Origin of the sequence: Bacillus mexicanus (assembly GCF_050445615.1) — a bacterium.
In the GTDB taxonomy this organism is placed as follows: domain Bacteria; phylum Bacillota; class Bacilli; order Bacillales; family Bacillaceae; genus Bacillus; species Bacillus mexicanus.
In genome coordinates this window covers 566,986-579,338 of record NZ_JBCEYV010000001.1, presented here as the reverse complement: position 1 = coordinate 579,338, position 12,353 = coordinate 566,986, and the positions used below count along the sequence as shown (strand labels likewise).

Here is a 12,353-nt window from a genome sequence, read left to right as displayed (position 1 = left end):
ACTAGCTATCCGTATGATCCATTTGAACCTTGATCTGTTTTAATATTTTCTTTTCGAGTCTGGATACCTGAACTTGAGAGATCCCAAGCCGCTCAGCCACCTCGGACTGCGTTTTGTCTTTATAATATCTGAGATAAACAATTAGTTTTTCCCTTTCCTCCAAATCGCTGATTGCTTCTTTCAGCGCAATCTTGTCAAACCATTTTTCTTCTGAGTTGTCAGCAATTTGATCAAGCAAAGTAATCGGATCTCCGTCGTTTTCATAAACGGTTTCGTGAATCGAAGACGGAGCCCTTACCGCCTCTTGGGCGAGTATGACATCTTCTGCTTCTATATCTAAGTAGTCTGCAATCTCCTGCACCGTCGGCACTCGACATAGTGTTTTGGAAAGCTCATCCTTCGCACGCCGGATTTTGTTGCCGAGCTCTTTTAATGACCTGGACACCTTTACGGTTCCATCATCACGGATAAAACGCTGGATTTCACCGATAATCATCGGCACTGCATATGTTGAAAAACGCACATCATAGGTTAAATCAAATTTGTCTACAGATTTTAACAGCCCAATGCAGCCGATCTGGAAAAGATCATCAGGCTCGTAGCCTCTGTTTAAAAACCGCTGTACGACAGACCAAACAAGACGCATGTTTTTTTCTATGAGGAGGTCTCTTGCCTGCTGGTCGCCATTTTGGCTTTGTTTGATTAATTCCTTTACTTCATGATCCTTCAGCTGAGCGTTTTTGCTGTTTTTCTTAACCTCCACATCCATAACAAATCTCCTTAATTACAAAGCGCTTTGCTTTTTGATAAGTGCTTTGTTAAGCGAATCGTTGTGCCCATCTCAGGCGAAGAATCGATGCTGACATCATCCATGAAATTTTCCATAATGGTAAAGCCCATTCCAGACCGTTCGAGCTCAGGCTTTGTCGTAAATAAAGGCTGGCGGGCTTCTTCAAGATCTGTAATCCCTCTGCCTTCATCACGAATAGTCATGTATACGATATGATCTTCCAGCGTCACTGAAATGTAAACTTTTCCGTCACAATTCTCTTCATATCCATGGATAATGGCGTTTGTCACAGCCTCTGACACGACTGTTTTGATTTCGGTTAGCTCGTCCATTGTCGGGTCAAGCTGGGCAATAAACGAAGCAACTGTCACGCGGGCGAACGATTCATTCTGGCTGAGAGCAGAAAATTCAAGATGCATTTCATTTTTCATGAGGCCACCCCCAGCGTCAGCAGCGCTTGCTGCTCGGATTGTTCAAAACGAATAATTTTAAACAGACCCGACATATCAAACAGCCGTTTTACTGCAGGCGAGATAGCGCAAACGACCATTTCCCCGCCAATTTGCTTAATTTGCTTGTATCTTCCTAAAATAACGCCAAGCCCTGAGCTGTCCATAAAGGAAAGGTCTTCCAGGTTCAGCACAATATGGCGAATATCTTCCTTTTCCAATGATTGAGTCACTTTTTGCTTTAAGGTTTCAGCTGTATGGTGATCGAGTTCACCTGTTAATCGAATACAAAGCACAGATTCTTTGACATACATGTCAATTCCAAGGCTCATGCTCATTCCTCCTTGATATGATCGGATAATGAGTGTTTCGATTTCGAAGGAATGAATTCCTTCACCATGACAAAACTAGTGATCATTCGGCATAATTACTTAAATTTTGTCCAGTCTGCCATCGTCCGTTTCAAGAATGTTAAGAAACCGGCTTTCTTCATATCCTCTTTAGCAGCAACAGGACTTTCAGCGAGCACGTCTCCATCCTTTTTCAATATGAGTGTGCCAAGCTCTTGCCCTTTGTGAATTGGAGCACTTACATTGTCATTCATTTTGATTTCTTTTTTTACATTTTTCATATCCGCGCCTTTTTTCGTCAGGATTGAAATCGGCTCAGATGTCGTAAGTTCGAGAAATTTTTGTTTTCCTTTTTTGACCTTTATTTTTGCTACTGTTTCATTTCGTTTATATAAAGGATGCGTTTCATACTGGTTAAATGCGTAATCGAGCATCTTTGTCACTTGCGCGTTTCTTTCTTTAGGGGTGCTCGCCCCGAAGACAACCGCGATCGCCCGCATGTTTCCTTTTTTCGCTGAAGCTGTCAGACAATATTTGGCCTCTCCTGTATAGCCTGTCTTAACGCCGTCTACGCCAGGATAAAATTTGATCAGTCGATTCGTATTCACAAGCCAAAACTTTTTATCTGTATGTTCGCGCAAATAATCTTCATACGTGCCGGTAAACTTCGTGATGGATTCGTATTTCAATAATTCCTTAGCCATGATGGCCATGTCGTAAGCAGAGCTGTAATGTCCTTTTTCGGTCAGCCCGGTCGGGTTTTTGAAGGATGTGTTTTTCAAGCCCAGCTCTTTTGCTGTTTCGTTCATTTTCTTCACAAATTCTTCTTCAGAGCCGGAAATGAATTCAGCCATCGCTACGGAAGCATCATTTCCTGATGCGATTGCGATGCCTTTCAGCATTTCTTTGACAGTCATTTCTTCACCAGGTTCCAGAAAAATCTGTGAGCCGCCCATTGAAGCCGCGTGTTCGCTTGCACGGACCTTATCACTCATTTTGATCTTGCCTTCATCTAAAGCTTTCATAATTAAAAGCATCGTCATAATTTTCGTCATGCTTGCAGGCGCCAGTCTTTCATTACTGTTTTTGTTGTAAAGCACTTTTCCCGTGTCACGTTCGATCAGCACCGCAGACTTCGCTTCATGAGCAAGCTCCGATGTACGTTTTCCGTCTTGTTTTGCAAATGCAGACGGTGCAAATGTAAGCAGCATTATACCAATCAACAAAGTGGATAAAAGACGTTTCATCTCAAAAGCCCTCCATTTCATAATCCTTTTTATTTTTTCCAAGCCGGCTGGTTTTATACGCCTTTGATGGAAAATGTTTCGTATCTTTTTTAGGCATAAAAAAAAGACAGCTGCGTCCTATCAGACACAGCTGTCTTTCGATCTTAAACATTTATTCATACTGAGCGACGACCGCTTTGACAAGCTTCAAGAATCCTGCTTTTACTTTTTCGGTCACTTCCATTACTTCATCATGACTTAACGGCTGATCCAGAATTCCGGCTGCTGCGTTAGAGATGCAGGAAATACCGAGGACTCGCATTCCCGCATGATTCGCTACAATCACTTCCGGTACAGTAGACATGCCGACTGCATCAGAGCCCATTGTTCTTAAGAAACGTACTTCTGCCGGCGTTTCGTAAGAAGGACCTGTCACAGCGGTATATACACCCTTTTGAAGCGGAATGTTAAGGTCTTTTGCAACTTTTTCAGCTAGGCTGGAAAGATCTTTGTCATATGCTTGAGACATATCTGGAAATCTAGCGCCGAAATCGGCTTCATTTGGCCCGATTAACGGATTTGTTCCCATAAAGTTGATATGATCGGTAATGATCATTAAGTCTCCCGCACGGAATTCAGTATTGACACCACCAGCGGCATTTGTCACAATCAATGCTTCCACGCCGAGCGCTTTCATGACGCGTACAGGGAAAGTGATCTTATCCATTGAATAGCCTTCATAAAAATGAAAACGGCCCTGCATTGCAATAACAGAGACTCCTTCAAGAGTGCCAAGCACAAGCTGGCCGGCATGCCCCTCAACAGTGGATACCGGGAATTCAGGTATGTCTTCATATTTCAGCTTAACTGGATGTTCGATTTCATCCGCCAAAATTCCGAGACCTGAGCCTAAAATAAGGCCGATCTTCGGAGATTCCGGCAGGTTTTGCTTAATAAAAGCGGCTGCGCGTTCGATTCTGTCTTTCAAGAAACAGTCCCCCTATTGTAATAAAGATAAAAAGCTTTTCCCGTATTTCGGTTGATTTGTTTGGAAATTATCAGCGATCGTTGCACCAATATCGGCAAATGTATCTGCAAGCGGCAGCATTTGCGCTTTCTTATGTTTCTTGCTGTAAGCGAGAATCGGCACGTATTCGCGTGTATGGTCGGTACCATGGTGAATCGGATCATTGCCGTGATCGGCTGTAATGATTAACAGATCGTCTTCTTTCATTTTCTCAAATACTTCCGGAAGACGTGCATCAAATTCTTCAAGCGCGCGTCCGTATCCTTCAGGGTCACGGCGATGTCCGAATAAAGCATCAAAATCAACAAGGTTCGCAAAGCTGAGGCCCGTAAAGTCTTCCCCCAGCGTATCAATCACCTTGTCCATGCCGTCCATATTGGAAACCGTTCTCCGCGAAGAAGTAATGCCTTCTCCATCATAAATATCAGAAATTTTTCCGATCGAGATCACATCTAAGCCGCTGTCGTTTAATTCATTCATGACGGTACGGTCAAACGGTTTAAGCGCATAGTCATGACGGTTTGGTGTCCGTTTAAATTGTCCCGGCTCTCCGACGAACGGCCGTGCAATAATGCGGCCTACCATATACTTCGGATCAAGTGTCAGCTCTCTCGCCGTCTCACAAATACGGTACAGCTCTTCAAGCGGCACAATCTCTTCATGAGCAGCAATTTGCAGAACAGAGTCAGCAGATGTATAGACAATTAAAGCTCCTGTCTCCATATGCTCCCGGCCAAGTTCGTCTAAAATTGCTGTGCCTGAAGCCGGCTTATTTCCAATTATTTTGCGTCCGGATCTCTTTTCCAGTTCTTGAAGCAGTTCATCTGGAAAACCTTCCGGAAATACTTTAAACGGTTTGTCAATATATAAGCCCATAATCTCCCAATGGCCAGTCATTGTATCTTTACCATTGGACGCTTCTTGCATTTTTCCGTAATAGGCAAGCGGTTTTTCTGTCTTTTGTACACCTTTGATATCTCCGATGAGACCAAGGCCGAGTTTTGCCATATTCGGCATATGTAATCCATTCATATGCTCGGCGATATGTCCGAGCGTATTGGCGCCTTCATCATTGAAATCAGCAGCATCCGGCGCTTCACCGATTCCCACTGAGTCCATTACAATTAAAAACACACGATTATATTTGTATGCAGGCATCTTAAAAGCCTCCTTTTTTTCTATACGTCTATTGTATCGCTAAGAGGTCTGACAACTCAAGTATAAATCGTTTTCATTCCCGTTGACAATGCATTAGAAAATAATGAGAAACTTCAATATTTTCTGCCGCTCTAAACTAAAAAAGCCGCAGCCACCTGCGGCTAGGCGCGCGGATGAAACTGCTTGTACACATCCTTCAGCCTTGTTTTCGTCACATGCGTATAAATTTGCGTTGTGGATATATCCGCATGACCGAGCATTTCCTGCACAGCTCTTAAATCAGCCCCATTCTCAAGCAGATGGGTCGCAAAGGAATGCCTGAGCGTATGCGGTGTCAATTCTTTTTTGATCCCGGCTTCCAACGCGATTTTCTTTAAATTCTTCCAAAATCCCTGGCGGCTGATCTGTTTGCCGTGATGATTTAAAAAGAGAGCGTCAGACACATTGTTCTTTAACAGTTTTCCTCTGGCTTTTGTCATATATTCCTCAATGGCGGAAGCAGCGGTTTCACCGATTGGCACAATCCGTTCTTTTCTTCCTTTTCCGAAACAGCGGACAAAACCCATGGATAAATGGACATCTGATGTTTTCAATTCAATCATCTCACTGACTCGTATGCCTGTCGCATAAAGCAGCTCCAGCATCGCCTTATCTCGATAGCCAAAAGGGCTTGTCAGCTTGGGCGTGTCCAATAACCGCTCAACCTCATTGAGCGCAAGCACCTTCGGAAGCGCGCGTTCAGTTTTTTGTGTCTCAATATGAACAGAAGGGTCCTTGTCGGTCACCCTTTCTCTGAGCAGAAATTGATGAAAAGAACGAATGGATGCCAAGTGCCGCGCCGATGTCTTTCCGGATTTCCCCGAGTCCCTCAAGTGCTTTAAATATTGGATAATATGTATGCGGGTTACGTGATTCCAATCTGTAACATGAAGGGTTTCTGTTAAATAGATAGAATAGCTTTTCAAGTCACGTTCATAGGATACCACCGTGTTTTGAGAAAGCCCTCTCTCTACCATGACGTAGTGGATGAAATCCTTTATTTGATCTTTCACTCGTGATCTACTCCCCATTTTGGTAAAAAAAGATCAACCGGTCGAACCATCCGCCTTTTTTATCCTGATCCATTTCAACAACTTTTACAGCGGACCCTTCCGGTTTATCGTACCGATGATAGTTTTCATACTCTTGATTCACCCATATCATAGCATAATAGAACAGAGCGGTAAAACCGGTAAACAGGATGAAAACTTTCAATGCATCGAGAGCTGTTTTTAGGAATCTTCCCATGTCCTAATCGATCCTTTCCTATGGTTCCAGTTATTTAAACCATATGCCAAATCAGAAGGGTTTTATACATAGAAACAGCAAAAAACCCTTTCCACATGAGAAAAGGCTCGCGCTCGGCACCATCTATTCAGCTTCTTTTCCGTTACAACGGTGGCAAATGCCATGAAACGTCAATCTATGATCTTTAATCTTAAATTTCCAATCATGTTCAATGATGTCTTCCACGTCTTCAAGCAAATCTTCTTCAATTTCATCAACGGCTCCGCACTCCATACACACCAAGTGGTGATGAAAGTGAGCTGCACCCTCTTTCCGAAGGTCGTAACGGGAAACGCCGTCTCCAAAGTTAATTTTATCAACAACTTTTAATTCAGTTAATAATTCAAGCGTACGGTATACTGTTGCGAGACCGATCTCAGGAGATTTCTCTTTTACGAGGAGGTATACATCTTCTGCGCTTAAATGGTCTTCTTCGTTTTCAAGCAGCACCCTTACTGTCGCTTCACGCTGAGGCGTAAGTTTGTAGCTGGATGAGTGCAGCTGTTTCTTAATTCGATCAATACGGTTTTCCATGTCTTTCCCTCCTACGCCGCATTCCATGACTCATTATAACAAAATACGCGCAGAGTTCCAACTATAATTATTATAAACTGATAAATAAAATGGTTTTTTTTTGATAATAATTTTAAAATAATCTTGATGTAAGCTTTTCCATGAAAATTGGAGACAAATAAGCCTCAAAAAGAGAGGAGATCAATGCTAAAAACAGAATGATCAGAAGCACAAAGGCATACCGACCGAACCATTGAATCGGCGCGTCATGAAGGCTTCGTTTCACGAACAGCTGCCTGATTAACTTCAGAGAAAACGCAATCGCACACGTGCCCATCATGAGATACGCCGGAATCAGAAGCACATTTTGCGGCAAAACGGAGACAAAGGATAAGAAAAAACCGCCGGCTCCCATCTGATTGACAAGGAACCCGACAGTAAAGCCGACTACGATGCCTTTCAAAAAGATCATGATAAAAATAATCGGCATCCCAATGACGGAAATCCCCAATATCCACATTAACCCTAAATATTTAGCATTATGAAAGATACTTTGTGCAAACATGTCAGATGAACTTGCCTGTTTTCCATCCGAAAGCTGCCCGAAAAATCGGCTTAAATAGTAGTATAAATCTTCTTTCTGACTGATGGTCATGCTGTTGACAATGATGGCGCCAAAGATAACACCCATGAAAAACAGTACTGAGACAAATATATAAAGAGAGAGATGATCTTTGACATGTCTGAGAAACATGTCCTTATAAGAGACTTTTCGCATACCGTTTCCTCCCGCCCGCTCTATTGATTTATTTAATAGATTGTATGAAAGAAACGGAAAAACATGCTCTTTTTCAAAAAGAAACAATAGAGAAGAATTGCTAGGCGGCTTTTCGGGGCATAAAAAAATCCTTATCATCAATTGTGGTCTGATCATAAGGGTTTTTTTGCTTCCTTTTATTCAATATCGATTTTTTGCTCTTTGTCATTCTTTCATGTGTGCTGAACGATGGCCTGCTGTTTCTTGATAATAAGACGTCACGTCCGCCATTTCTAAGCAGATGCGCTCGTTTCTTTTTCGCTCGGCTTTTCGCCATTTTGATCACTCCTTTATTTATTTTCACGGCCATTATAGCAGAGATCATTATCAATGAAAAAACAGCATCTGTTTATGCCAGATGCTGCCTCCCCTCAGTTATTCCATTGCTGCAAGAGCTGCGTGTTCTACCGCAGCTGCTACCTCCTGATGGACGTTTGGGTCTAGCGGCTGCGGGACCACATCGCCTTGTTTTGTGCAGGCTGCGATAGCTTCTGCTGCTGCGACAAGCATCTCATGATTAATGTCCTTGCTTTTTGCGTTGAGCGCTCCTCTGAAAATACCCGGAAAACCGAGTACATTATTAACAGAACGTCCGTCCGCTGCATAAGCCGCACCAGCCTGCAGCGCGGCATCCGGCTCAATTTCGGGCTTCGGATTTGAGAGAGCCAAAATGACCTGGCCAGTACGTACAAATGCTGGTTTAATTAATCCCGGAACGCCCGTTGTCGCAATGACAATATCACATGTTTCCATAAGTTCCTCAATGCTTGCGACCGCTTGGCCCCCGTATTGTTCAAGACGGTTCATGGCTGTCTCTGACTTGTCCGTTCCGCATACTGCTTTCACGCCATAGGCCATAAACATCCGGCAGATGGCAACTCCTGCTGCACCCAGGCCGATTTGCCCCACTTTTGCTTCTTTCAGATTAACACCTGCACTCCTGCATGCCGAGATGGCAGCTGCCAGCGTCACAACAGCTGTACCATGCTGATCATCGTGCATAACAGGGATATTCAGCTCCTCTTTTAGTCGGTCCTCGATTTCGAAGCAATGCGGTGAGCCGATATCTTCAAGCAGGATGCCGCTAAAACCCGGAGAAATATGTTTTACCGTTTTAATGATTTCTTCAGAATCACTCGTATCAAGCAATATCGGAATGCCGCTAATACCTGCCAGCTGATCAAACAGGGCCGCCTTTCCTTCCATGACAGGCATGCCTGCCACGGAGCCGATATTGCCGAGACCGAGAATTGCCGTTCCATCTGTTACAATCGCGACAGAATTGCTGATCGTTGTATAAATAGACGCTTTTTCCGGCTCTTTTTCAATCAGCCTGCACACCTCTGCGACACCAGGTGTATAAACACGTCCGAGCTCTGCCAGTGAGCGAATCGGCATTTTGCTTTTCATTTGAATTTTTCCGCCTTCATGTGCGGACAGGACTTCATCAGATACAGTGTGAAGTCTGATTCCTTCTCCCAAGGCCTGGACAGCCTCGATCACTTCCTGGAGCTGTTCTTCATTCTCCACTTGAACGGTAATATTCCGCATGGTGTAATTGGGTCCAACTTTTACTGTCTCCACTTCACCAATATCCCCGCCCAGAAGGCCGATTGCCGTAGCAACCCTTCCAAGATTTCCGGGAACTGAAGGCGTTTCAATCATCATTGTCCGAATCATGTGTTTCGCGATCATGCAGTGGATCCTCCCTGTTAGCCTAGTTTTTCGGCTTTATCTGTATTGTTTTTGGTATACCAGATAAACTTCCCTGTATAACCATAGATAATAGCAAGACCTATTGCGACAAAGCTGAGCCACATAAACGGCAGATAGGCAAAGGTAGAAACACCTAAAATACCAGCCATGTAAATACCGTTATCAGACCAAGGGACCATACCTGACGTTAATGTCCCCCCGACCTCTGCGTTACGGGATAATACCCTTCTGTCGAGATTCAATTTATCATAGCTGTTTTCCATGATTTTCGGCGTCAAAATAAGGGAAACATACATCGCACAGCCAAAGATATTCGCTAAAAACGCAACAATCAGCGTAGATAAAGTGACATTTCCTGATGATGTTAATTTCTTTTCAAACATAGAGACAATAACTTTCAGCACGCCAAGTTTCTCAAGCAGTCCGCCAAAACCAAGGCCAAAAATAATCACGACAAGAGAACTGAGCATTCCGACAATTCCGCCGCGATTTAAAAGCCCGTTCAAAAATTCAACGTCTGTGTGAATAGAAAATCCGTTGTACGCTGTAGCAATCGCATCCGCAATGTTCATGCCTTGGAAAACAGCAGCCCAGATTGCACCAAGCAAAGCACCGATCACGATAACCGGCATAGACGGCTTTTTCATCATTAATAAGACAATCACGACAACAGCCGGAATAAGCATCCAAATATGAATATCAAACGTATTTTGCAAAGATGATTTCAAGAATTCAACTTTATCCAGATCAATATTTTTTCCGCCGTACATAAAGCCGGTAATAGTAAATAAAATGGCTGTAATCACATAGGCTGGCACAGATAAAAAGAGCATTGCTCTCACGTGGTCTAAGACATCTACTTTAGACAGTGAAGAAGCAAGAACGGTACTGTCAGACAGAGGAGACAGCTTGTCCCCGAAGTAAGCGCCTGAAAGAATAGCCCCGGCTACAAGTGGAAGCGGAATCCCTAATCCTTCTCCAATTGCGATCATGGCGATGCCCGCAGTCCCGACTGTTCCCCATGACGTTCCCGTTGCTACTGACATAATTGAACAAATGATTAACGTTGCAAGTAAAAAGATACTAGGGTGAATAAATTCTAAACCGTAATAAATCAGTGTCGGCACAACGCCGCCGGCGATCCAGGTTCCAATGAGCGCTCCGACTGAAACGAGAATCAGAACGGCTTCAAGCCCGTTTGATATGCCATGCAGAATCGCATTTTGCATATCTTTGTAAGAATAACCGAGCCTGATTCCGAGAATCATTGCAATAAACCAGGAAATGAAAAGCGCGAGCTGTATCGGCAGGTCTAAAAAGACAGTAAACGACATGACAAGTGCTAAAAAAGATCCTAGTACAATAATAATTTCGAATAATGTTGGCAGTCTTACATCCTTCAAAAGAAGTCCCCCTTCATGTAAAAAAAGCTAAAACGCTTTCAATAAAAAGTGCAATATGTATACTATACCTTCCTCATCCCTATGTTGTAAACAGCTTATTCATCCGGCTATATGGAGATGAATAAGCTGTATTTTGTTTAAATTTTATTTTTCTAATAGTTCTTTTCCTGCAATACCTGGTTTTGTCATCTCATATGGATTTAAAATTGTATCCAATTCTTCTTCTGTCAGCACATCATGTTGCAGGCATAGATCGCGGACTGATTGGCCTGTCATAATCGCTTCCCGGGCAATTCGGGCCGCCGCTTCATACCCAAGGTGCGGGTTGACCGCAGTGATCACTCCCGCACTTTTTTCCACGTATTGTTTCAAGCGTTTTTCGTTTGCTTCGATGCCTTTTAAGCAATAATCAGTGAACGAATGGAAGCCATTGTTCATGATGCTGATTGATTGAAGCAAATTGAAAACAAGTACAGGCTCCATGACATTCAATTCAAGCTGGCCGGCTTCTGAAGCCAGACAGATCGTATTGTCGTTTCCGATGACCTGGAATGCGATTTGGTTGATGAGCTCGGCCATAACCGGATTGACTTTCCCCGGCATAATGGATGAACCCGGCTGACGTGCCGGCAATGAAATTTCCGCAAGTCCTGCGCGCGGGCCTGACGCCATCAAACGAAGGTCATTTGCAATCTTAGACATGTTCATCATGCAGACCTTTAATGCCGCTGACACCTCTGTATAGGCATCTGTATTTTGTGTTGCATCAACAAGATGGTCTGCACCGACAAGAGGAAGTCCGCTGATACCAGCAAGGTGCTTTACAACCTGTTTGATATATTCAGGATCGGCATTCAAGCCTGTACCCACAGCAGTTGCACCCATGTTGACTTCATAAAGATGCTGGCGGGATTGCTTGATTCGTTTCATATCACGCTCCAGAACACGGCTGTACGCTTCAAATTCCTGGCCAAGCCGAATCGGCACAGCATCTTGCAGATGTGTCCGTCCCATTTTAATCACAGAATCAAATTCCTGTGCTTTTTGTTTGAACACACTGTGCATGTCCTCCATTGTTTTCAGCAGTTTTTCTAACAGCTTCAATGTGGAAATATGAATCGCAGTCGGGAACACATCGTTTGTCGACTGTGACATATTCACATGTGTGTTTGGGCTTAAATGGATATAGTCGCCCTTTTTATGTCCCATGATTTCAAGCGCCCGGTTTCCGATAACCTCATTCGCATTCATATTCATAGAAGTTCCGGCACCGCCTTGAATCGGATCAACGATAAACTGGTCATGCCATTTGCCTTCCAAAACCTCATCAGCGGCTTGTACGATAGCTTGGCCAATTCCTTCATACAGCCGTTTCACGTCCATGTTGGCAAGAGCCGCAGCTTTTTTAACAATCGCCAGCGCATTAATCATTTCTTCATGGATCTTGTATCCCGTAATCGGGAAGTTTTCAGAAGCTCGAAGTGTCTGTATTCCGTAATAAACATCCGCTTCAATTTGTTTTTCTCCAAGGAAGTCTTTTTCTACGCGGTATTCTTTTTGGCCGTTTAACATCATCTT

At 43.6% G+C, this 12,353-nt stretch carries 14 protein-coding genes; all 14 read right to left on the bottom strand.

Annotated elements, in window-relative coordinates; all coding sequences use genetic code 11:
• Nucleotide 1 precedes the first annotated feature (1 nt).
• The 14 genes from sigF to aspA all read right to left on the bottom strand — a co-directional run bounded on the left by sigF (nucleotide 2) and on the right by aspA (nucleotide 12,347).
• Entirely contained in the window at nucleotides 2-769 is a 768-nt protein-coding gene (gene sigF / locus AAGG74_RS03175; protein WP_162102548.1) for an RNA polymerase sporulation sigma factor SigF, read from the bottom strand.
• Nucleotides 770-780: 11 nt separating this feature from the next.
• Entirely contained in the window at nucleotides 781-1,221 is a 441-nt protein-coding gene (spoIIAB, locus tag AAGG74_RS03170) for an anti-sigma F factor (protein WP_162102547.1), read from the bottom strand.
• Nucleotides 1,218-1,571: an anti-sigma F factor antagonist gene (gene spoIIAA, locus AAGG74_RS03165; protein WP_429674508.1), complete on the bottom strand. Its 354-nt coding sequence runs from the start codon at nucleotides 1,569-1,571 to the stop codon at nucleotides 1,218-1,220. The genes spoIIAB and spoIIAA overlap by 4 nt, the downstream gene beginning before the upstream one ends.
• A 95-nt stretch (nucleotides 1,572-1,666) precedes the next feature.
• Nucleotides 1,667-2,836, bottom strand: a complete 1,170-nt coding sequence (gene dacF, locus AAGG74_RS03160; RefSeq protein WP_162102545.1) for a D-alanyl-D-alanine carboxypeptidase DacF — start codon at nucleotides 2,834-2,836, stop codon at nucleotides 1,667-1,669.
• Between the two features lie 151 nt (nucleotides 2,837-2,987).
• Nucleotides 2,988-3,803 carry a purine nucleoside phosphorylase I, inosine and guanosine-specific gene (locus AAGG74_RS03155; RefSeq protein WP_429674507.1) on the bottom strand — a complete coding sequence of 272 codons (816 nt, stop codon included), beginning with the start codon at nucleotides 3,801-3,803 and terminating at the stop codon, nucleotides 2,988-2,990.
• Nucleotides 3,804-3,815: 12 nt separating this feature from the next.
• Nucleotides 3,816-5,000 (bottom strand): phosphopentomutase, encoded by a 1,185-nt coding sequence (gene deoB / locus AAGG74_RS03150; protein ID WP_162102543.1) that lies wholly within the window; start codon nucleotides 4,998-5,000, stop codon nucleotides 3,816-3,818.
• Nucleotides 5,001-5,161: 161 nt separating this feature from the next.
• Entirely contained in the window at nucleotides 5,162-6,052 is an 891-nt protein-coding gene (gene xerD / locus AAGG74_RS03145; RefSeq protein WP_429674506.1) for a site-specific tyrosine recombinase XerD, read from the bottom strand.
• A 7-nt stretch (nucleotides 6,053-6,059) separates the two neighbouring features.
• Entirely contained in the window at nucleotides 6,060-6,287 is a 228-nt protein-coding gene (locus AAGG74_RS03140) for a YqzK family protein (protein WP_162102541.1), read from the bottom strand.
• Between the two features lie 123 nt (nucleotides 6,288-6,410).
• Nucleotides 6,411-6,860 carry a ferric iron uptake transcriptional regulator gene (gene fur / locus AAGG74_RS03135; RefSeq protein ID WP_162102540.1) on the bottom strand — a complete coding sequence of 150 codons (450 nt, stop codon included), beginning with the start codon at nucleotides 6,858-6,860 and terminating at the stop codon, nucleotides 6,411-6,413.
• 112 nt (nucleotides 6,861-6,972) lie between these two features.
• Nucleotides 6,973-7,617, bottom strand: coding sequence for a stage II sporulation protein M (gene spoIIM / locus AAGG74_RS03130; RefSeq protein ID WP_162102539.1), 645 nt, complete (start codon nucleotides 7,615-7,617; stop codon nucleotides 6,973-6,975).
• A 100-nt stretch (nucleotides 7,618-7,717) separates the two neighbouring features.
• Nucleotides 7,718-7,933: a hypothetical protein gene (locus AAGG74_RS03125; RefSeq protein ID WP_225493795.1), complete on the bottom strand. Its 216-nt coding sequence runs from the start codon at nucleotides 7,931-7,933 to the stop codon at nucleotides 7,718-7,720.
• Between the two features lie 98 nt (nucleotides 7,934-8,031).
• Nucleotides 8,032-9,351 (bottom strand): NAD-dependent malic enzyme, encoded by a 1,320-nt coding sequence (locus AAGG74_RS03120; protein ID WP_225493794.1) that lies wholly within the window; start codon nucleotides 9,349-9,351, stop codon nucleotides 8,032-8,034.
• 17 nt (nucleotides 9,352-9,368) lie between these two features.
• Nucleotides 9,369-10,775, bottom strand: a complete 1,407-nt coding sequence (gene mleN / locus AAGG74_RS03115) for a malate-H+/Na+-lactate antiporter MleN (protein ID WP_162102537.1) — start codon at nucleotides 10,773-10,775, stop codon at nucleotides 9,369-9,371.
• Nucleotides 10,776-10,919: 144 nt separating this feature from the next.
• Nucleotides 10,920-12,347 (bottom strand): aspartate ammonia-lyase, encoded by a 1,428-nt coding sequence (gene aspA / locus AAGG74_RS03110; RefSeq protein ID WP_429674505.1) that lies wholly within the window; start codon nucleotides 12,345-12,347, stop codon nucleotides 10,920-10,922.
• Nucleotides 12,348-12,353: the final 6 nt, after the last annotated feature.

What these genes read in the sequence shown, in the direction of transcription:
- sigF (WP_162102548.1), bottom strand. Translation starts at nt 769, where the DNA reads ATGGATGTGGAGGTTAAGAAAAACAGCAAAAACGCTCAGCTGAAGGAT.
- spoIIAB (WP_162102547.1), bottom strand. Translation starts at nt 1,221, where the DNA reads ATGAAAAATGAAATGCATCTTGAATTTTCTGCTCTCAGCCAGAATGAA.
- spoIIAA (WP_429674508.1), bottom strand. Translation starts at nt 1,571, where the DNA reads ATGAGCCTTGGAATTGACATGTATGTCAAAGAATCTGTGCTTTGTATT.
- dacF (WP_162102545.1), bottom strand. Translation starts at nt 2,836, where the DNA reads ATGAAACGTCTTTTATCCACTTTGTTGATTGGTATAATGCTGCTTACA.
- deoB (WP_162102543.1), bottom strand. Translation starts at nt 5,000, where the DNA reads ATGCCTGCATACAAATATAATCGTGTGTTTTTAATTGTAATGGACTCA.
- AAGG74_RS03140 (WP_162102541.1), bottom strand. Translation starts at nt 6,287, where the DNA reads ATGGGAAGATTCCTAAAAACAGCTCTCGATGCATTGAAAGTTTTCATC.
- fur (WP_162102540.1), bottom strand. Translation starts at nt 6,860, where the DNA reads ATGGAAAACCGTATTGATCGAATTAAGAAACAGCTGCACTCATCCAGC.
- spoIIM (WP_162102539.1), bottom strand. Translation starts at nt 7,617, where the DNA reads ATGCGAAAAGTCTCTTATAAGGACATGTTTCTCAGACATGTCAAAGAT.
- AAGG74_RS03125 (WP_225493795.1), bottom strand. Translation starts at nt 7,933, where the DNA reads ATGGCGAAAAGCCGAGCGAAAAAGAAACGAGCGCATCTGCTTAGAAAT.
- AAGG74_RS03120 (WP_225493794.1), bottom strand. Translation starts at nt 9,351, where the DNA reads ATGATCGCGAAACACATGATTCGGACAATGATGATTGAAACGCCTTCA.
- aspA (WP_429674505.1), bottom strand. Translation starts at nt 12,347, where the DNA reads ATGTTAAACGGCCAAAAAGAATACCGCGTAGAAAAAGACTTCCTTGGA.